16 protein-coding genes are annotated in these 18,382 nt (G+C 66.2%); 12 read left to right on the forward strand and 4 right to left on the reverse strand.

Annotated features, from left to right (window positions below; genetic code table 11):
- Positions 1 to 148 precede the first annotated feature (148 nt).
- Both AC0KXH_RS08550 and AC0KXH_RS08555 read left to right on the forward strand, forming a co-directional pair.
- Positions 149 to 2,422 (forward strand): PAS domain-containing sensor histidine kinase, encoded by a 2,274-nt coding sequence (locus AC0KXH_RS08550; protein WP_143008623.1) that lies wholly within the window; start codon positions 149 to 151, stop codon positions 2,420 to 2,422.
- Complete coding sequence (locus tag AC0KXH_RS08555; RefSeq protein WP_041110514.1) at positions 2,419 to 3,054, forward strand: response regulator transcription factor; 636 nt, start codon at positions 2,419 to 2,421, stop codon at positions 3,052 to 3,054. Before AC0KXH_RS08550 ends, AC0KXH_RS08555 begins: the two co-directional genes overlap by 4 nt.
- 4 nt (positions 3,055 to 3,058) lie before the next feature.
- On the opposite strand, the gene AC0KXH_RS08560 is transcribed toward AC0KXH_RS08555, so the two are convergent.
- A complete protein-coding gene (locus AC0KXH_RS08560) occupies positions 3,059 to 4,072 on the reverse strand; it encodes an AraC family transcriptional regulator (RefSeq protein ID WP_488224489.1) in 1,014 nt (337 codons plus the stop codon).
- Positions 4,073 to 4,262: 190 nt separating this feature from the next.
- Between AC0KXH_RS08560 and bktB the strand changes: the two genes are divergently transcribed.
- The 6 genes from bktB to AC0KXH_RS08590 all read left to right on the forward strand — a co-directional run bounded on the left by bktB (position 4,263) and on the right by AC0KXH_RS08590 (position 12,358).
- Complete coding sequence (gene bktB, locus AC0KXH_RS08565; protein ID WP_488224490.1) at positions 4,263 to 5,450, forward strand: beta-ketothiolase BktB; 1,188 nt, start codon at positions 4,263 to 4,265, stop codon at positions 5,448 to 5,450.
- Complete coding sequence (gene fadB, locus AC0KXH_RS08570) at positions 5,450 to 7,555, forward strand: fatty acid oxidation complex subunit alpha FadB (RefSeq protein WP_488224491.1); 2,106 nt, start codon at positions 5,450 to 5,452, stop codon at positions 7,553 to 7,555. The genes bktB and fadB overlap by 1 nt, the downstream gene beginning before the upstream one ends.
- Before the next feature lie 19 nt (positions 7,556 to 7,574).
- Positions 7,575 to 9,353, forward strand: a complete 1,779-nt coding sequence (locus AC0KXH_RS08575) for an acyl-CoA dehydrogenase (RefSeq protein WP_488224492.1) — start codon at positions 7,575 to 7,577, stop codon at positions 9,351 to 9,353.
- A 77-nt stretch (positions 9,354 to 9,430) separates the two neighbouring features.
- Positions 9,431 to 10,180, forward strand: a complete 750-nt coding sequence (locus AC0KXH_RS08580; RefSeq protein WP_488224493.1) for an electron transfer flavoprotein subunit beta/FixA family protein — start codon at positions 9,431 to 9,433, stop codon at positions 10,178 to 10,180.
- Positions 10,180 to 11,127 carry an electron transfer flavoprotein subunit alpha/FixB family protein gene (locus tag AC0KXH_RS08585; protein WP_488224494.1) on the forward strand — a complete coding sequence of 316 codons (948 nt, stop codon included), beginning with the start codon at positions 10,180 to 10,182 and terminating at the stop codon, positions 11,125 to 11,127. Before AC0KXH_RS08580 ends, AC0KXH_RS08585 begins: the two co-directional genes overlap by 1 nt.
- Positions 11,128 to 11,311: 184 nt before the next feature.
- Complete coding sequence (locus AC0KXH_RS08590) at positions 11,312 to 12,358, forward strand: threonine aldolase family protein (protein WP_041110619.1); 1,047 nt, start codon at positions 11,312 to 11,314, stop codon at positions 12,356 to 12,358.
- Between the two features lie 73 nt (positions 12,359 to 12,431).
- Here the strand turns inward: AC0KXH_RS08590 and AC0KXH_RS08595 are convergent, their stop codons facing one another.
- Positions 12,432 to 12,881 (reverse strand): winged helix-turn-helix transcriptional regulator, encoded by a 450-nt coding sequence (locus AC0KXH_RS08595; protein WP_488224495.1) that lies wholly within the window; start codon positions 12,879 to 12,881, stop codon positions 12,432 to 12,434.
- 98 nt (positions 12,882 to 12,979) lie between these two features.
- On the opposite strand from AC0KXH_RS08595, the gene AC0KXH_RS08600 reads away from it, so the two are divergent.
- Entirely contained in the window at positions 12,980 to 13,927 is a 948-nt protein-coding gene (locus AC0KXH_RS08600; RefSeq protein ID WP_061337377.1) for an aromatic alcohol reductase, read from the forward strand.
- A 440-nt stretch (positions 13,928 to 14,367) separates the two neighbouring features.
- On the opposite strand, the gene AC0KXH_RS08605 is transcribed toward AC0KXH_RS08600, so the two are convergent.
- Entirely contained in the window at positions 14,368 to 15,153 is a 786-nt protein-coding gene (locus tag AC0KXH_RS08605; RefSeq protein WP_488224496.1) for a type IV pili methyl-accepting chemotaxis transducer N-terminal domain-containing protein, read from the reverse strand.
- Positions 15,154 to 15,628: 475 nt separating this feature from the next.
- Here AC0KXH_RS08605 and AC0KXH_RS08610 point away from each other — a divergent pair, with 475 nt between their 5' ends.
- The 3 genes from AC0KXH_RS08610 to AC0KXH_RS08620 all read left to right on the forward strand — a co-directional run bounded on the left by AC0KXH_RS08610 (position 15,629) and on the right by AC0KXH_RS08620 (position 17,071).
- On the forward strand, positions 15,629 to 15,991 hold the full coding sequence (locus tag AC0KXH_RS08610) for a hypothetical protein (RefSeq protein WP_041110624.1): 363 nt from the start codon (positions 15,629 to 15,631) through the stop codon (positions 15,989 to 15,991).
- A gap of 61 nt (positions 15,992 to 16,052) precedes the next feature.
- Entirely contained in the window at positions 16,053 to 16,367 is a 315-nt protein-coding gene (locus AC0KXH_RS08615) for a hypothetical protein (protein ID WP_199861611.1), read from the forward strand.
- Between the two features lie 146 nt (positions 16,368 to 16,513).
- On the forward strand, positions 16,514 to 17,071 hold the full coding sequence (locus tag AC0KXH_RS08620) for a GNAT family N-acetyltransferase (RefSeq protein WP_269262449.1): 558 nt from the start codon (positions 16,514 to 16,516) through the stop codon (positions 17,069 to 17,071).
- A gap of 113 nt (positions 17,072 to 17,184) precedes the next feature.
- On the opposite strand, the gene AC0KXH_RS08625 is transcribed toward AC0KXH_RS08620, so the two are convergent.
- On the reverse strand, positions 17,185 to 17,937 hold the full coding sequence (locus AC0KXH_RS08625) for an outer membrane beta-barrel protein (protein WP_312380380.1): 753 nt from the start codon (positions 17,935 to 17,937) through the stop codon (positions 17,185 to 17,187).
- Between the last annotated feature and the right edge of the window lie 445 nt (positions 17,938 to 18,382).

Below are 18,382 nucleotides of genomic sequence, written 5' to 3' on the forward strand. Positions count from 1 at the left end.
TGGGAGCTTCGCCCGGGCGGCTTGCAAATCTTATAGATCAGTCGGAAGGCATATGGAAGTATTGCTGGACGAATATGGTAATACTCCTATATCTATTTCCGTGCGGGCCAGGGGGTTTCTCCCGACCAACCTTTCAGACGGATTGCTTATGAGCACAACTCCCGTTCGCCTTCACACCTGGCTGCGTCTGCAGCGTGAACAGGTAGCGCTCGACGCGCGCGCCGATGCCCTGTGCCGGGTGCTGCGCGGCTGCGCCGGGGTACGCCAGGCGTACTACATGACCTGGCAGGCCGGCGCCGGCATCTACACCCATGAGGGCAGTGGCGCACAGCTGCCTCCCGGGCTGGGTGATCCGCTGCAGGCCAGTGATCGCCTGCTGCATGAGCGGCTCGGCGGCGAGGGCCTGCTCGACCTCGCCGTTGTCCGTGGGCTGGACTGCTGGCTTGCCGGCCGCCTGCGCCGGGCAGGTATCGTTCAGGGCGCCGTGCTGGCGCTGGATCTGGATGAAGCCGTACCCGGGTTGTTGTTGCTTGCCACCGATGGCGATGTCGGTCCCTGCTCGCTGAGCTGGGTACGCGAGCTGTTGCTGAGCCTGCTCGCATGCGCCAGCGGCCTGGCGCGTCAGTCGCCGTTGCTCGGCCTGGATCCGCAACCGAGCCTGCTGCTGGACGAGCACGCGCATCCCGTCGAGCTGAACGCTGCCCTGCTGGCGCTGCTGGCCGATCGCCCTCTGGATGAGCTGCTGCGCTTTCTGCCCGTCAATCACGCCGCGCTGGTCGGCGCTTGTCTGGCGCAGCAACGGGCTATCGAAGGGGTGGAGGCCGAATACGACCAGCGCATCCTGATCTGGACCTTTGTTCCCGATCCCGCGCAGAACCGGGTGCTCGCGCGCTGTCGAGAGGCGACCGCACAGGTCCTGGCCGAGCGGGATGCGGCACGCGCCCGGCGCCTGTATCGGCTGATCACCGAAAACACCACCGACCTGATCTCCCGGCACGCGCCCGATGGACGCTTTCTCGACGCCTCGCCAGCGGCCTGGCGGCTGCTCGGCTATTGGCCGGAGCAACTGCGTGGACAGCTCGTGGAAACCCTGTTCCACCCCGAAGACCGGGCCCAGTTGCCGGCGCGCAGCCGCGACGCGCTGGAGGTGGACGGCTATCACACCATGACCTACCGGGTGCGCCATCGAGACGGTCACTACCTGTGGTTCGAGACCGCCAGCCATGCCATCCGCGAGACCTATACCGGCGCGGTGGTCGAGGTGGTCAGCGTGTCGCGCGACATCACCGCGCGGGTGCAGGCCGAAGAGAACCGCCGGCGGCTGGCCGAGGTGGTGGAAGTAAACACTGACCTGGTGTTGTTCATCGATGCCGAGGGGCGGGTGACCTATCTCAATCCGGCGGCAAGGCGAACGCTGCGTTTGCAGGATGGGCAGATGCCGGCACTCGATGCGCTGTTCGATACCGAGGTACTGGCGCTGCTGCACGGAACCGGCCGCACGACCGCCGAGCGCGAGGGCGTCTGGAGCTGCGATTCGCGTCTGCTCGCGCAGGACGGCGGTGCCTCGGTGCCGATTTCCCTCGTGCTGCTGGCGCATCGGACGACCGGCGGCGAGCGTTATTACTCGCTGGTGGCCCGCGACATGAGCGAGCGTGAGCTGCGCGAGGCGCAGCAGCGGCGCCACCAGGACGAGCTCGCGCATACGGGGCGCCTTATCACCCTCGGCGAGCTGGCATCCGGCATCGCGCATGAGATCAACCAGCCGCTCGCGGCGGTGGTCAACTACGCCAGCGCCAGCCAGCGCTACCTGCAGAGCCTGGGGCAAAATCCGCAAGCAGCCGAGCGGGTGGCCCAGGGCCTGGAGCGGATTACCGAGCACGCCAATCATGCCTCGGAGGTGATCAAGCGCTTGCGGGCGTTCCTGCGCAAGGGGCAGCGGCGCATGCAGCCGCTCGATGTCGCCGAGGTCGCGCGCGACGCGGTGCGCCTCTGCGCGTGGGAGACCGCTGCCGCCCAGGTGACCGTCGAGCAGGCGCTGGCCGCCGACCTGCCGCGGGTCTATGCCGACCGCGTGCTGCTCGAGCAGGTCTTGATCAACCTCCTGCGCAATGCGATAGAAGCGAACCGCGAAGCCCACCCGGGGCAGCCGTCGCGTATCGTATTGCGCGCCGAGCGACAGGCCGATGAGGTGGTCCTGGCCGTTGCGGACCAGGGCCGTGGGTTGGATGAGCAGGAACTCGAGCAGGCCTTTACGCCGTTCTTCACCCGCAAGCCGGACGGTCTCGGGCTCGGGTTGCCGATGAGCCGCAGCATCATCGAGGGGTTTGGCGGCGCGTTGCAGGGCCAGCCGGGCGAGAACGGAGGACTGTGCATGCGCTGTCGCCTGCCGATCAAGACAATAACAACAGAGGAACGCGGATGAGCGATGCTCACGAGCAGGTGGTGTATATCGTCGACGACGACCAGGGCATGCTCGACTCGACGGTCTGGCTATTGGAGTCGGTGGGGTTGTCTGCCAGACCGTTCACCGGCGGGCGGGAGTTTCTCGAAGCCTGCAATGGCGCGGATAACGCCTGCGTGCTGTTGGACGTCAGGATGCCGGGTATGGGCGGTCTGCAGGTTCAGGAGGCCATGCGCGCGCGCGGGCTGCAGTTGCCCGTGATCTTCGTCAGTGGCCATGCCGATGTGCCTATCGTGGTTCGCGCCTTCAAGGCCGGCGCGGTGGATTTCATCGAGAAGCCCTACAACGAGCAATTGCTGCTCGATAGCGTGCAGCAGGCGCTCAGTCGTCAGGAACGTGCCGGCGGCACCGGCGAGCACGTCAGCCTGCAGGCCCGCCTGGATAGCCTGACCCCGCGAGAGCGCGATGTACTGCTGCCGCTGGTGCAGGGCTACACCACCAAGGAAATCGCTCGCCAGCTCGACATCAGCATCAAGACCGTCGACCTCTATCGGTCCCGGGTGATGAAACGCATGCAGGCCGAGCGCCTGGCCGATCTGGTCGGCATGGCCGTCGCGGCACGCCTGGTGGATCCGCTGCGCTTGCGCGGCTAGGCGTTCAGGCCCGCGCCGCTTCCCGATAGGCGCGTGGGCTGTCGCCGGTCCACTGGCGAAAGGCACGGGTGAAAGCCGAAGGTTCGGAGAAGCCGAGACGCTGGGCGATTTCACTGATCGGCAGGCCTGCCTGGCTGAGGTAGTGGATGGCCAGGTCGCGGCGCAGGCCATCCTTGAGCGCCTGGAAGCGGACACCTTCGAGGGCAAGACGCCGCCGCAGCGTGCGCTCGGTGATATGCAGCGCCTCTGCCGCGGCCTCGATACCGAGATCCCTGAACGCGCCATCGTGTTGGAACAGGTCACTGACGCTGCGCGTGAAGGTGGCCTGGTAGGACGGGCGGGTGAACCATTCCAGCGGCGCCCGCCGCAGGTGTTCACGCAGCGTGGCGGGCGTCTGGACCACCGGCATGTCCAGGCATTGAGGGTCGAGTACCAGGCGGCAATCAGGCATCGAGAAGCGTGCCGGGCAGGGAAACATCAACCTGTACTCGGCATGGTTGGCCGGTTGCGGGTAGTCGAAGTGCACCTCCCGCAATCCGATGCGCTGGCCCACCAGCCAGCTGGCGAAACGATGCCAGAGCAGCATGAACACTTCCCGCAAGAGATGCTCCGAATCACGCTCCGGATCGGCCAGGCGCATCACGAAAGCCGTTTGCTCGCCATCGGCGGTCAGCTCCAGACGCAGCGAATCGTTGACCAGATTGTAAAAGCGCGCCATTCGGTAATAGACCGAGGCCAGGCGACGACAGCCGATGACCTGGCGGGCCATCAGGGCGAACACACCGTGGCGGCTACGGTAGGGCGCAAGGCCCATGAATTCGTCGTCGCCAACGCGCCATAGCGCCAGCATCAGCCGGCTGAACTGCAGTGAGGTCATGCGCATCTGCGCGTTGTCGAGCAAGCGCTGGCCGATGCCGGCTTCCTGCAGCAACGCCTGTTCGTCGAGCCCACTGCGCTGCGCCGCCTTGATGGCGCTGCAGGCGAAGTGGACCGAAATGCTGTAGCCCTCGTAAGACATGTGAGGCTCTCGGATTGTCCGTTTATGTCAAGTATTAGTCAGCTTTGGTTATGGCTGGCGCCTGCGTGAGCGGCGAAGCTAGCAGCGATTTACGAACAAGCGAGCGGCGACGTGCTCGGCTGGTGCAATGGCCGGCTCGAGGCCTTTCCTGCGCGCTATCCGGCAACTCTACCTGAGCAGGGAGCCTTCCATGCAACTACGTGAGGTGGTGATCACCGGCGCTTTGCGCACGGCGATCGGGGATTTCGGCGGCAGCCTCAAAGACGCCAGGTCGAGTGAGCTGGCAACCCAACTGGTTGCCGAATCGGTCAAGCGCTACGGCGTGGACCCGGCGAGCGTGGGGCACTGCGTGTTCGGTAACGTACTGCCGACCGAGTCGCGCGATCTGTATCTCTCGCGGGTGGCGGCGCTGGAAGGGGGCCTGACCGAGCGCTGCGTCGCCATGTCGGTGAACCGGCTCTGTGGCAGCGGCCTGCAAGCGGTCATCAGTGCGGCGCAGCAGCTGCAACTCGGCGTTTGCCAAGCGGCGATCGCGGGCGGCGCCGAGTCCATGAGCCGCGCGCCCTACCTGCTGCCCGCGGCCCGCTTTGGCCAGCGGATGGGGGACGGCCAGACACTCGACCTGATGGTTGGCGCGCTGACCTGTCCGATCAACCGTTATCACATGGGAATCACGGCGGAAAACGTTGCCGAGCGCTACGGCATCAGCCGTGCGCAGCAGGACGCTCTCGCCCTGGAAAGTCACCGCCGGGCGGCCCGCGCCATCGCCGAGGGGCGCTTCGCCGGGCAGATCGTCCCCGTGGAGCTGAAAACCCGCAAAGGCACGCGGTCGTTCGACACCGATGAGCACGTGCGCCACGACTGCACGCCGGAAGAGCTGGCGGCTCTGCGCCCGGCGTTCAAGCGCGAGGGCGGCACCGTTACCGCGGGCAACGCGTCTGGCCTGAACGACGCCGCCGCGGCGCTGTTGCTGATGGACCGCGAGTACGCCGAGGCCAACGGCCACCAGGCCATGGCGCGGCTGGTGGACTACCAGGTGTCCGGCGTGGCACCCGAGATCATGGGCATCGGCCCGGTGCCGGCGGTGCGCGAGCTGCTGGCGCGCAACGGGCTGGAGATCGGCGATATCGATTTCTTCGAGCTCAACGAGGCGTTCGCGGCACAGGCGCTGGCGGTGGTGCAGCAGCTCGACCTGCCGCTGGAAAAGGTCAACCCCAACGGCAGCGGCATCTCCCTCGGCCACCCCATCGGCGCCACCGGGGCGATCCTGATGGTCAAGGCCGTGCACGAGCTGCAACGCAGCGGCGGCCGCTTCGCCGTGGTCAGCCTGTGCATCGGCGGCGGCCAGGGCATCGCCGCATTGCTGGAGCGCCTCTGATGACTCTTTACCAAGGGCAGGCGCTGCGCCTGGAATTGCTTGGCGACGGCTTCGCCGAGCTGGTGCTGGATCTCGACGGCTCGTCGGTCAACAAACTGGACCGCGCCACCCTGGCGGATCTGCGCGCGGCGCTGGAGGTGCTCGAGCACACCGCGCTGCGCGGGCTGCTGGTGCGCAGCGCCAAGCCGGCGTTCGTGGTCGGTGCGGACGTCAGCGAATTCCCCGCGCTGTTCGAGGCCGGGGAGGGCGCGCTGCATGCCTGGCTCGAGCAGGCGCTGGACAGCCTCGGGCGCCTGGAGTCGCTGCCCTACCCAAGCGTTGCCGCGATCAACGGATTCGCCCTTGGTGGCGGCCTGGAGCTGGCGCTGGCTACCGATTACCGGGTGCTGGCCGAGGATGCGCGAGTCGGCCTGCCGGAAGTCACCCTGGGCATTTGCCCCGGCTTCGGCGGCACGGTGCGGCTGTCGCGCCTTGTCGGTGTGGCCGATGCGCTGGACTGGCTGCTCGAGGGCAAGCCGCGGAAGGCCGGGGCGGCGTTGACGGCCGGTGTCGCCGACCGTGTGGTGGCCCCGGAAGCCTTGCGCCAAGAGGCGCTGGCGTTGCTCGGTGAGGTTGCCGAGGGCGGCGACTGGCAGGCCCGGCGCGCACGCAAGCGTCGGCCGGTGGCTGTGCCGGACGGCGTCGCCGCCCGTGGCGACACGCTCGACCCGCGCTACCCGGCGCCGCAGGCGATTCTCACCGCGGTGCAGGCCCACGCCGGGCTGCAGTTCGCCGAGGCGCTGCAGGTCGAACGCGAGACCTTCGTGGCCCTGGCGCGTGGGCCCGAGGCGGCCTCGCTGGTCGGGCTGTTCCTCGCCGATCAGGCGGTGCGCAAGCAGGCCCGTCGGCATGCCGAAGGCGCCGCGCCGGTTCGCCGCGCCGCAGTGCTCGGCGCTGGCATCATGGGCGGCGGCATTGCCTACCAGGCGGCAGCCAGCGGCACGCCGATCCTGATGAAGGACATCCGTGCCGAGGCGCTGGAGCTGGGCATGCGCACCGCCACTGCCCAGCTCGACCGGCAGATCGCCAAGGGCAAGCTGAGCGAGGCACAGAAGGCGGCGATCCTCGAGCGGATCACCCCGACGCTGGACTGGCAGGGCTTCGCCGAAGTCGATCTGCTGGTGGAGGCAGTGGTCGAGCGGGCCGACGTCAAGGCCGCGGTGCTCGGCGAAGCCGAGGGGCTGGTGGCCGACGCCGCGGTGCTGGCCTCCAACACCTCGACCATTTCCATCGACAGGCTGGCCGAAGGGCTGCGCCACCCCGAGCGCTTTTGCGGCATGCACTTCTTCAACCCGGTGCCGATGATGCCGCTGGTGGAGGTCATCCGCGGTCGCCACACCGACGAAGCGACGCTGTCGCGCACCGTGGCCTTCGCCCTGGCGCTGGGCAAGACGCCCATCGTGGTCGGCGACTGTCCGGGCTTTCTGGTCAATCGGGTGCTGTTTCCCTACTTCAACGGCTTCAACCGGCTGCTGCAGGACGGTGTCGATTTCGAGCGTATCGACCGGGTGATGGAAGCCTTTGGCTGGCCCATGGGGCCGGCGTATCTCGCCGATGTGATCGGGCTGGACACGATGGTGCATGCCGACCGGGTGCTGCAGGAGGGCTACCCCGCACGCATGGGGCATGACGGCGAGCCGGTGATGGAGCAGTTGCTCGCGGCCGGCTGCCTGGGCCAGAAGAACGGCCGCGGTTTCTACCTCTACGGCACCGACGAGCACGGCCGGCGCCGGCGCGAGCCGTCGGCCGAGGCGCGGGCGCTGCTGGGTACGCCGGGCGCCGAGGTGAGCGACCAGGACATCGTCGACCGGCTAATGATCCCGCTGTGCCTGGAAACCGTGCGCTGCCTCGAAGACGGCATCGTCGCCAGTGCCGCCGAAGCGGACATGGGCCTGGTGCTCGGCCTCGGCTTCCCGCGCTTTCGCGGTGGCGCGCTGCGCTACATCCAGAACCTGGGGCTCGCCGAGTTCGCTGCCCGCGCCGGGCGTCATGCACACCACGGCGGGCTGTACCAACTCACCGACGACTTCCGCGCGCGGCTGCACAGCGGCCAGCGCTACCACTAACGCACCGAGAGAAACGCACATGGCCGATTACGTCCACCCGTACCGCGACACCGAGTTCGTGCTCAATGAAGTACTGGGCTTCGAGCGCCTATGCGCCGAGCTTGGCCTGGGCGATATCAACAGCGAGCTGGCGGCGGCAGTACTGGCCGAGGCGGGAAAACTGGGCGCCGAAGTGCTGGCGCCGCTGAACGCGATCGGCGACCGGGAAGGCGTCCGGCTGACCGAGCACGGCGTCAAGGAGGCGCCCGGTTTCGCCGACGCCTATCGGTTGTTCAGCGAAGGGGGCTGGTGCTCGCTTACCGCGCCCGAGGCGTTTGGCGGGCAGGCGCTACCGAATGTGCTGGGGACCGCGGTCAGTGAGGTCTGGCACGCGGCGAACATGGCGTTCGCGCTTTGCCCACTGCTGACCCAGGGCGCCATCGAGGCCCTGGCGCATCATGCGTCGGCACCGTTGCAGGCGCGCTATCTGCCCAGGCTGGTCAGCGGCGAGTGGACCGGCACGATGAATCTCACCGAGCCGGATGCCGGCTCCGATCTGGCGGCTGTCAAGGCGCGCGCGGTTCCCGAAGGCGAGCACTACCGCATCACCGGGCAGAAGATCTTCATCAGCTGGGGCGACCACCAGATGACATCCAACGTGATTCATCTGGTGCTTGCTCGCCTGCCGGATGCGCCTGCTGGCGTAAAGGGTATCTCGCTGTTTCTGGTGCCCAAGTTCCTGCCGAACGCCGCAGGCGAAGCCGCCGAGCCGAACGATGTGCGCTGCGTGTCGCTGGAGCACAAGCTCGGGATCCACGGCAGCCCGACCTGCACCATGAGCTTTGGCGAGCAGGGCGGGGCGATCGGCTACCTGGTCGGCGAGCCGCACGCCGGGCTGGCCTGCATGTTCACGATGATGAACCACGCGCGTCAGGCCGTGGGGCTGCAGGGCCTGGCGATTTCCGAACGCGCCTGGCAGGACGCCCGCAGCTATGCCCGCGAGCGCTTGCAGGGCACCCAGCGCGACGGCAGCCGCTACCCGATCATCCGCTTCCCCGATGTGCGCCGCATGCTGATGCAGATGAAGGCCTCGACCGAGGCCATGCGCGCCCTGGCGCTGCTCGCGGCGGCCGAACTGGACCGCGCCCGCCATGCGCCCGACCCGGCCAGCCACCGTGCCCGCCAGGGCCGCGTGGATCTCTACACGCCGATCATCAAGGGCTGGCTGACCGAGCTGGCGCAGGAGGTGACCTCGCTGGCCGTGCAGGTTCACGGCGGCATGGGCTATGTCGAAGAGACCGGTGTTGCGCGGCATTTCCGTGATGCGCGCATCCTGCCCATCTACGAAGGCACCAACGGCATCCAGGCGATGGACCTGGTAGGGCGCAAGACCCTCGCCAACGAAGGAGCATTGCTGGCCGAGCTGCTCGATGACATCGACACGACCCTCGGCCACCTGCGCCAGGATGCGCGCTGCAGCAGGCTGGCGGCGCCGCTGGCCGAGGCGCTGGCAGCTGCACGGCGAGCGCGCCAGTACCTGCTGGAAGGTGCTGCAAGCGATCCCGCGCTGCCCGGCAGCGTCGCCTTCAACCTGATGATGCTGTTGGGTTACCTGTGCGGGGGCTGGGCCATGGCGCGCTCGGCGCTGGCCGCGTCCGCCGCGCTGGCCGCAGGGCGCGGCGATCCCGCCTTTCTCGAGGCCAAGCTGGTCACCGCGGGCTTCTACACCGACCACCTGCTGCCTCGCACCGGCGCCCTGCTTGCCAGCGTGCTCGCCGGTAGCCACAGCACCATGGCGCTCGTCGACGAGCTTTTCTGAACCGACCCGGCAGGTGCTCGCCTTACCCGCCGCTGGGCGGCGGGCATCCGCTCCCGTGAGATCGAGAGGTTTTCAACATGAAAGTACTGGTCGCCGTCAAACGAGTGGTTGACTACAACGTCAAGGTCCGCGTCAAGGCGGACAACTCCGGCGTTGACCTGGCCAACGTCAAGATGTCGATGAACCCCTTCTGCGAAATCGCCGTGGAAGAAGCCGTGCGCCTGAAAGAGAAAGGCGTGGCCAGCGAAATCGTGGTCGTCTCCGTCGGCCCGAGCGCTGCCCAGGAGCAGCTGCGTACCGCCCTGGCGCTGGGCGCCGACCGCGCCGTGCTGGTCGAGTCCGCTGATGAACTCAATTCCCTGGCGATCGCCAAGCTGCTCAAGGCCGTGGTCGACAAGGAGCAGCCGCAACTGATCATCCTCGGCAAGCAGGCGATCGACAGCGACAACAACCAGACCGGGCAGATGCTCGGCGCGCTGACCGGCTACGCCCAGGGCACCTTCGCCTCCAAGGTGGAAGTCGCCGGCGACAAGGTCAACGTCACCCGCGAGATCGACGGCGGCCTGCAGACCATCGCGCTGAACCTGCCGGCGATCGTCACCACCGACCTGCGCCTGAACGAGCCGCGCTACGCGTCGCTGCCGAACATCATGAAGGCCAAGAAGAAGCCGCTGGAAACCCTGACGCCCGAGGCGCTGGGCGTGACCACCACCTCGACCGTGAAGACCCTCAAGGTCGAAGCGCCGGCTGCCCGCAGCGCCGGTATCAAGGTCAAGTCCGTGGCTGAACTGGTCGAGAAACTGAAGAACGAGGCGAAGGTGATCTGATGGCTATCCTGGTTATCGCTGAACACAACAACGCGGTCCTGGCGGCTGCAACCCTGAACACCGTGGCGGCGGCCACCAAGATCGGCGGCGACATCCATGTGCTGGTCGCCGGCAGCGGCTGCGGCGCCATCGGTGAAGCGGCGGCCAAGATCGAGGGCGTGTCCAAGGTGCTGGTCGCCGACGACGCGGCCTACGCCAATCAGCTGCCGGAAAACGTCGCGCCGCTGATCGCGCAGCTTGTAGGGGAAAGTGGGGCGAAAAATTACAGCCACGTGCTGGCCCCGGCCACCACCAACGGCAAGAACTTCCTGCCGCGCGTGGCCGCGCTGCTGGATGTCGACCAGATCTCCGAGATCATTGCCGTTGAAAGTGCCGACACCTTCAAACGCCCGATCTACGCCGGCAATGCCATCGCCACCGTGCAGTCCAGCGCCCCGATCAAGGTCATCACCGTGCGTGCCACCGGCTTCGACGCGGTGAACGCCGAGGGCGGCTCGGCGGCCGTCGAGCAGGTCTCCGGCAGCGGTGACGCCGGCAAGTCCGCCTTCGTTGGCGAAGAGCTGGCCAAGTCCGACCGCCCGGAGCTGACCGCAGCCAAGATCGTCGTTTCCGGCGGCCGCGGCATGCAGAACGGCGACAACTTCAAGCACCTGTACTCGCTGGCCGACAAGCTCGGCGCCGCGGTCGGTGCCTCGCGCGCCGCGGTCGACGCCGGCTTCGTGCCGAACGACATGCAGGTCGGCCAGACCGGCAAGATCGTCGCGCCGCAGCTGTACATCGCCGTCGGCATCAGCGGTGCCATCCAGCACCTGGCCGGCATGAAGGACTCCAAGGTGATCGTCGCGATCAACAAGGACGAGGAAGCGCCGATCTTCCAGGTCGCCGACTACGGCCTGGTCGGGGATCTGTTCGAGATCCTGCCGGAGCTGGCCACCCAGCTGGGTTGACGGCGACCTCTTCCGGAGCCCCAGGCGAGGCAGGCTGGCGACGAACGGCTAAAGCCGAGGCGGATCGGTGCTGTCCATGAAACAGCTGCCGCTCCGCCAATCGGGTTTGCGCTCGCCAGGCGGGGGCTCTAAAACCTAAGGTGCTGCCAGCCACCACCCGGCAGTGCCATACGAAGAGGATGTGATGACCACTGCCAATCAACAGTTTGCCAGCGACAACTACTCCGGCATCTGCCCCGAAGCCTGGGAGGCCATGGCGAGGGCGAATCAGGGCCACGACAAGGCCTACGGCAACGACCAATGGACCACCCGCGCCGCCGATCACTTCCGCGCGCTGTTCGACACCGACTGCGAAGTGTTCTTCGCCTTCAACGGCACGGCGGCCAACTCGCTGGCCTTGTCGTCGCTCTGCCAGAGCTACCACAGCGTCATCTGCGGCGACATTGCACACATCGAAACCGATGAGTGCGGCGCGCCGGAATTTTTTTCCAACGGCTCCAAGCTGCTGGTCGCGCGGACCGAGCAGGGCAGGCTGACGCCAGCGGCCATCCGTGAAATCGCCCTCAAGCGCAAGGATATCCATTACCCCAAGCCGCGCGTGGTAAGCCTGACCCAGGCCACCGAGGTCGGTACCGTCTACCAGCCCGAGCAACTGCGTGCCATCAGCGATACCTGCAGGGAGCTCGGGCTGCACCTGCATATGGACGGCGCGCGCTTCGCCAATGCCTGTGCGCACCTGGGCATGTCGCCCGCCGAGCTGAGCTGGAAAGCAGGTGTCGATGTGCTTTGTTTCGGTGGTACGAAGAACGGCATGGCAGTAGGCGAGGCCATCCTGTTCTTCAATCGCGAACTGGCCGTCGATTTCGAGTATCGCTGCAAGCAGGCCGGCCAGCTGGCTTCCAAGATGCGCTTTCTGTCGGCTCCCTGGGTCGGGCTGCTCGAGAACGGTGCCTGGCTGAAATACGCCGAGCATGCCAACCGCTGCGCCCAGCTGCTGGCCGAGCTGATCCGGGAACTGCCAGGCGTCGAGCTGATGTTTCCGGTGCAGGCCAACGGCGTCTTCGTCAGCCTTCCCCCCGCGGCGCTGGAAGCGCTGAGAAACCGCGGCTGGATGTTCTATACCTTCATCGGCGTCGGTGGTGCGCGCTTCATGTGCTCGTGGGACACCCGCGAAGAGTGCGTGCGCCAGCTGGCCGCTGACATACGCGCGGCCGTGACCGGCGCAGCCTAGGCGGCAATCCGGCGGCGCGGGAGTTGCGGGCCGGCTCAGGCAGTCGCCGCTGGAGGGCCGGCAACGGTGACCGTTACGCTCGTTCTCCGGCCTCTCGGTCGAGGCGCGCCCCTTCGGCATGGCCCTGGCTTCGCGCATCGTAGCGATGTCGTGCGGCCCGAAACTCATCGGCGTGCCCGATTACCCACGTCCATAGCGGCACCATCTGGGCAAGCAGTCCGCGGCCAAGGGCCGTGAGTTCGTATTCGACCCGGGGCGGGACTTCGGCATGGTCCTGCCGATGGACCAGGCCGTCGCGCTCCAGTTGGCGCAGGCTGCGCGTCAGCATCCGCTGCGTTACGCCGTCCAGGCGCCTGGCCAGTTCGGCGTGGCGCAGCCGGCCGGCGACGCCAAGCGTATGAACGATTCCGAGTGACCAGCGATTGCCGGCATGACTCAGCACTTCACGCTTGAGGCCGTCGTCATCCGCGCTCAGCGCGTCGCAGGCGGCTTGCGACTGCCTGATGATTTCGTCGATATCCATAAGCTCCCAGGATCACTCGTGTGCCTACTTACGAGGCTGCCGTCGAGGGTGACAGGATTGCCGCACCCGAAAACCAACGGCAAGCCTGGAGGCATTCCATGACATCTCACGACACTAGACCGGCAGAGAAAATCCTCGTCCTGGGGGCTGGCGAACTGGGCATGAACGTCATGCGCGAGCTGTCTGCAGCGGCAAAGCAGGCACCCCTTCAGCTCGCGGTACTGCTCCGCCCGCCAGTGCACGGCTCCAGCGACCATTCGAGAGAGGCCTTGCTGGGCGAGCTGAAACGGATGGGTGTGAAGGTGCTGTACGCCGACGTCGTGGCGGACCCGGTCGACTCGCTCAGCGTGCTGTTCGGTCAGTTCGATACCGTGATCAGCTGCGTGGGCTTCGTGGCGGGGCCGGGCGTGCAGCTCAGAATCACCGAGGCCGTGCTCGAAGCAGGGGTGAGCCGCTACCTGCCCTGGCAGTTCGGTGTCGACTACGACGCGATCGGCCGGGGCAGCCCGCAGGACCTGTTCGACGAGCAACTGGACGTACGAGATCGGCTCAGAGCGCAGCGCAGGACCGAGTGGCTCATCATTTCAACGGGAATGTTCACCAGCTTTCTGTTCGAGCCGGCGTTCGGTGTCGTTGACCTCGAACGAGGTGTCGTTCATGCGTTGGGTAGCTGGGATACCCGGGTTACCGTCACGACCCCCGAAGATATCGGCCTGCTGACAACGAAGCTGCTGCTCGTCCAACCGAGGCTGGCCAACGAGGTGGTCTTTGTGGCGGGCGACACGCTGAGCTACGCACAGCTGGCAGACGCGCTGGATGCGCGGCTCGACCGCCAGTTCCGGCGCGAGGAATGGAGCGTGGCGAAGCTAAAGGGCGATCTGGCCGCCGACCCTGGCGACCCGATGAAAAAGTATCGCGCGGTGTTTGCCGAGGGGCGCGGCGTGGCATGGGACAAGCGCCTGACGTTCAACGCCGCGCAAGGCATCGAGCTGACAACGGCAGCGCAGTGGATCGCGCGGAACCTCGTGCCTGGCCCCGGCGCGTAACCGTAGCGACTCCGTGCGGGGAAGGCTTACCCGGTGGTTGCGACAGCCAGCATGAGCGCGTCGTGATCGCAGCAACCGGCGGAACGGCATTAATCCACAAAGGCTGTGGATAATGCCGTTGATATCTCCCGGATAACCGGCGCCGCGCCCTGTGTACCCTGGGCTGCCGTTAGATTGCGCATTTTTTGATCGCAAAAAAATGCTTGCAAATCAGTAGGATGTAAGCGCCCCTGGGCGGTCGTTCCGGGCCTTGCCGTTCAGCTCGAGGTGCCTGGCCCAGGGTGCCGGAGGCGCGTCGGAATACCTGCCACCGGATCGCTGCGCCATCTCTGCGCGGCGCCGCGTGCCTTGTACGCGACCCAACCAGCTGCGCGCGCATCTTTGCCACCGACCGATGCGCGCAACCGGGGCCCGGCATCGTCGCCAGACCGGGCAGTGCGTCAGTGAGTGGATTGGGCCAGGTTCGCATAGTCGGCCGTCAGCGCCTCGAGCTTCTGCAGCAGGGATTCGCTGGTCGTGACGATGACGGTCGGCACATAGCGTGATTCATCCGCCAGTTGGAAGCCGGCCCGGGCAAAGCGCCACTGCTTGTCAATCTGGTCGAGCCGTTGGGTGATCGCGGCTGTGTTCTGCCTGGCCCCATGCAGCTCGGCCAGTCCTTCGTCGAATTCCTGAACGGCGGTGACGAATTCTCGCTTGAGCTCCGGGGCCGGCAGGTTCCAGCTCAACGCCAGGTAAAGCATGGCGATGCGCTGGCTCAGCATGCGCAGTCGCCCGCTGCGGTTGACCAGATGCGCGGCCTGGCTGCCATTGTGCTGCTCGATGCGCTTTACCAGGCCTTCACTCTGGCTGAGAAAGCGCTCGGCCAGACGCAGAACGTCCAGCGAGTTGGCCTTGTCCGGCTTGCCCAGGGCGAGCTCGCGAAACTGCTGCCAGGTAGCGAAGGCTTCGTCCACCGCCACGCGGATCGAGGCGTTCGGCGCATAGTCGGCCAACAGCAGGCTGTTCTCTTCGGCACTGGCGACGCTCTGGTCGAGCTGCGTCAGCGCCTGTTCGGTGCGGGTATCGGTGCCGATCATTAGGTAGCTCTTGGCGACGCGCTGGCTGAGCATGCGCTGTTGCCCGGCGCGGTTGACGGCTTCGGCGTCGTTGATGGCGGCCTGGCAGGGCAGAGTGCCCAGCAGCAGGCTGAGGAAAAGCAGGTGGGTCAATTTTTGGCGGATCATGCGGCCTCCTAGCTGTACGCAATCGACACGACGCCCAAGCGAGCGCCATGGCTGAACCGCGGCAGACGATAGGAGCGCCGGCCGTACGGCAAATGATGCGAATCAAGCGCTGAAGAGCCGGAAGAGGTATGCCTTGCCGGCGACCGGAGTACCTCGCCGGGCGCCAGGCCGCAGCCCTGTTGATGCGACCAGCACGGAGGCCACAGAACGGGCAATGTGCGGTTTTGTGCAGAGCGTCTCGTATGGTTGCGCCACAGGTCGCGGTGATTGCGCATACGGCTCGCGCTGGCCGCACCCGTGGCTGCGCAGGCCAGTGGCCGAAGCGCTCAGCGCACTCGCTTCGGCCACTGGCGGCTGTCGAAACGGGCTGGAAGACCCTGCTCCACTGGGCCGGAAAAGTGCCCCAAGCGCAGGTTGCCCCGAACTCCACCTCGATAGGCCGTTCACATTTAATAAGTCACAACGGAGAACGAGGATGAAAAGACCCTTGTTGGCACTGGCCAGCCTCGCATTTGCCGTCCCGGCGTTGGGCGATGAACCGCTGGTGGCCACCCGCCTGAACGGCCTCGACCTGGAGATCGAAGAGCTTGGCGTCCCTGCGGCGTCGTCCGAAAAGGTGGATCTTCGCGGCGTTCCGGCAATCAAGGTGACCAATCGCAGCGAAGAGATCGCGTCCTGCCAGTTTCATGCGCTGCCTGAGGAAACGGCGATGACCGCGGCGCCGGCCGTGTCGATCAGCCCGAACGAGGAAGTCGTCATGCGCGTGCCCGGCAAGTATTCCGCCGGCGGTCCGCTTGCGCTGCTGGTCTGCAAGCCGGAAGGCGTGGTCAGCGGCTGATCGCCGTGGGCAGGACAGGGCCCATTCGTCGATACACAGCTCTCAGAGCCGAGGAGGCACCATGAACAGATCTTTGCTGACGCTCTCGCTCGCCGTGCTGCTGGCGGCCACCCAGCAGGCCGCGGCGCAGTGGCCGGCAGGCACCCCTCGCGAGGACACCGGCTCGCGCCCGAGCCCGATGGGTAATCCTGCACCGCAGCAGAAGCTCGAAACTCACCGGAACGAGCAAGGGCAGATCGTTACCGAAGATGGCCGGCCGGTGAAGGGCATGCCCGAGAACGACTCGGTACCCAACCGGAACATGCATCGAACCGAACAGGAAACCGTGACCGAAGACCCGCCACATCGCTCGGCAACGCCCGGCGAGCTGGAATGACGGCCGGCTGAACCCGCGCGCTGCCTGGGCCCGGTCGGCCCGCGGCGACGGCTCGGGGCTGTGGCCTGCTGGCTGCCGTCGAGTCTGTGGGTAACCGGGCTCTCGCCGTGTAGCATGGGCCAGGCGGCAGTTGAGCGAGACCCTCTGTGACACAACCCAACGAGCAAACGGCGACCCCGCTGGCGAACGACCTGTTCTGCGTCAGGCGGGCCGTTGTGGCTGATGCCCCGAGGCTGCCGGCTGTCGAGCGTTCGGCGGCCCGGGCGTTCCTCAGCGTGCCGGGCCTGGAATGGCTCGCCGACAGCCCCGTCCAGCCGGTCCAACGTATCGGCGAGCTGATCGAAGGTGGCAATGCCTGGGTCGCGGCATCCGGGAGAGGCGACATCCTCGGCTTTCTCGTTGCCGAGCGCCGCGGCGACGGCCTGCACATCTGGGAGGTTTCGGTGATGCAGGCGCAGCAGGGGCAGGGCATTGGCCGTCAACTGATCGCTGCCGCCGTCTGCGCGGCGCGCGAGCAGCGCCTGGCCCGTGTAACGCTGACCACCTTTAGCGACGTGCCCTGGAACCGGCCGTTTTACGAGCGCCTGGGTTTCGCCTGCCAACCGGAGCGCGAGAGCGCTGCCTGGCTGAGAGGAATCGCCGAGCAGGAACGCGCCCAGGGTCTGACCCAGCGCTGCATCATGGCATTGGCCATCGGCCGGTAGGCCTGCACATCGCGCGGGGCAACACTGTGCGCTTCGCGCCGCTCAGCACACGCACACCTGAACGCTCGCGGAGCGGGCGAGTGCGGCAAGCCGGCACTCGCCACTGTTGCGGATCAGAAAGCCAGGCCGACCTTGAAGCCATATTCGTCGCGTTCCAGCTCGGCGCTGTCGGACAGGTCGTCGCCACCTTCGAGCTGGTAGTTGGTGCGGGTGTAGTAGACCCCTGCGGTGAGCGGCAGCTGACCCTCGCGGTTCATCAGCAGCGTGAGCTCGGCGTATGGGTGTGCCTTGTCCTTCAGGTCGGCGGTGTCGCTGCCGACGTCATCGATCTTCAGTTTCGCTTCGCCCTCCATCGAATAGCGGGCGCCGGCCTCGAAGCGGATCAGCGAGGGGCCGAAGTCGTGGTTATAGCCCAGCGCCGCCTTGGCGAACGGCATCTTGTTGGTCAGGCGTGCATCGTAGTCATTGTCCTCGGGCTCGAAGCGCGACCAGCTGTAACCGGCGCCGACCAGCACATCCATGTAATTGCGGGCATCCAGCGCGAAGCGCCAGCCCAGGTCGACATCGGCCTGCGCCTCCTTCACCTCGATATCGTTCTTCTCGCCGTACTTGCCGCTGATGCCAGCCTGGTAGATCAGGCCTTGCGTACCGCTCAGCTTGTTACCGAAGTCGAGAAACAGGCCGCCCTGACCGAGGTAGGCCTTGTCATCCGTATCGACGTCATCGGAATCGAACTGGGTTTCGTTGTAGGCGCCGAGCACCCCGAGCCTTAGCAGCGGATCGCCTTGCGCGGCGAAGCCCGACAAGGGGACGCACAGCGCGCCAGCGGAGAGGACGGAAAGCGAGACTGCCCGAAGTTTGTTCATTCTTTTATCGCTCCAAAACATGCAAGAGGTCTTGGCGTGAGGCCGCGGCGAGCGACGGAGAAGTGTTACCGAACTATCGACTGCTGAAGACTCGCCTGTTTCGCAGAACCGTCACGCCACTATCACCGACCGCCAGGCTAGAGCGGCTGTTCGGTTCTGAAGCTGACCGAATAGCCAAGATGGAGGTGTTTCCGATGGATGGTGCGTTGAACGCGTTGTTTGAAATATCGGGTGCTGTAGCACCACGCCAGCGATTGCCGTTCGTCTGGCAGGGCCGCCAATTTATTTGTGGGCGGTCAATGGCCGGAATTAACTCCGTCTCGCTTGTTTGATCGGCCAGACATGACTGTCGTCAAAGTTTTCTATTCATCCGGCTTAATCCTCGATCAGCAACTTTGATTTTAACTTGCAAAGTTATTGAATCGCGCGGCCGGGCAGTCGGGAG

Source organism: Stutzerimonas sp. CXK-1, from assembly GCF_057738225.1.

What these genes read in the sequence shown, in the direction of transcription:
- AC0KXH_RS08590 (WP_041110619.1), top strand. Translation starts at nt 11,312, where the DNA reads ATGACCACTGCCAATCAACAGTTTGCCAGCGACAACTACTCCGGCATC.
- AC0KXH_RS08550 (WP_143008623.1), top strand. Translation starts at nt 149, where the DNA reads ATGAGCACAACTCCCGTTCGCCTTCACACCTGGCTGCGTCTGCAGCGT.
- AC0KXH_RS08585 (WP_488224494.1), top strand. Translation starts at nt 10,180, where the DNA reads ATGGCTATCCTGGTTATCGCTGAACACAACAACGCGGTCCTGGCGGCT.
- AC0KXH_RS08575 (WP_488224492.1), top strand. Translation starts at nt 7,575, where the DNA reads ATGGCCGATTACGTCCACCCGTACCGCGACACCGAGTTCGTGCTCAAT.
- AC0KXH_RS08560 (WP_488224489.1), bottom strand. Translation starts at nt 4,072, where the DNA reads ATGTCTTACGAGGGCTACAGCATTTCGGTCCACTTCGCCTGCAGCGCC.
- AC0KXH_RS08615 (WP_199861611.1), top strand. Translation starts at nt 16,053, where the DNA reads ATGAACAGATCTTTGCTGACGCTCTCGCTCGCCGTGCTGCTGGCGGCC.
- AC0KXH_RS08600 (WP_061337377.1), top strand. Translation starts at nt 12,980, where the DNA reads ATGACATCTCACGACACTAGACCGGCAGAGAAAATCCTCGTCCTGGGG.
- AC0KXH_RS08605 (WP_488224496.1), bottom strand. Translation starts at nt 15,153, where the DNA reads ATGATCCGCCAAAAATTGACCCACCTGCTTTTCCTCAGCCTGCTGCTG.
- AC0KXH_RS08610 (WP_041110624.1), top strand. Translation starts at nt 15,629, where the DNA reads ATGAAAAGACCCTTGTTGGCACTGGCCAGCCTCGCATTTGCCGTCCCG.
- AC0KXH_RS08555 (WP_041110514.1), top strand. Translation starts at nt 2,419, where the DNA reads ATGAGCGATGCTCACGAGCAGGTGGTGTATATCGTCGACGACGACCAG.
- fadB (WP_488224491.1), top strand. Translation starts at nt 5,450, where the DNA reads ATGACTCTTTACCAAGGGCAGGCGCTGCGCCTGGAATTGCTTGGCGAC.
- AC0KXH_RS08595 (WP_488224495.1), bottom strand. Translation starts at nt 12,881, where the DNA reads ATGGATATCGACGAAATCATCAGGCAGTCGCAAGCCGCCTGCGACGCG.
- bktB (WP_488224490.1), top strand. Translation starts at nt 4,263, where the DNA reads ATGCAACTACGTGAGGTGGTGATCACCGGCGCTTTGCGCACGGCGATC.
- AC0KXH_RS08580 (WP_488224493.1), top strand. Translation starts at nt 9,431, where the DNA reads ATGAAAGTACTGGTCGCCGTCAAACGAGTGGTTGACTACAACGTCAAG.
- AC0KXH_RS08625 (WP_312380380.1), bottom strand. Translation starts at nt 17,937, where the DNA reads ATGAACAAACTTCGGGCAGTCTCGCTTTCCGTCCTCTCCGCTGGCGCG.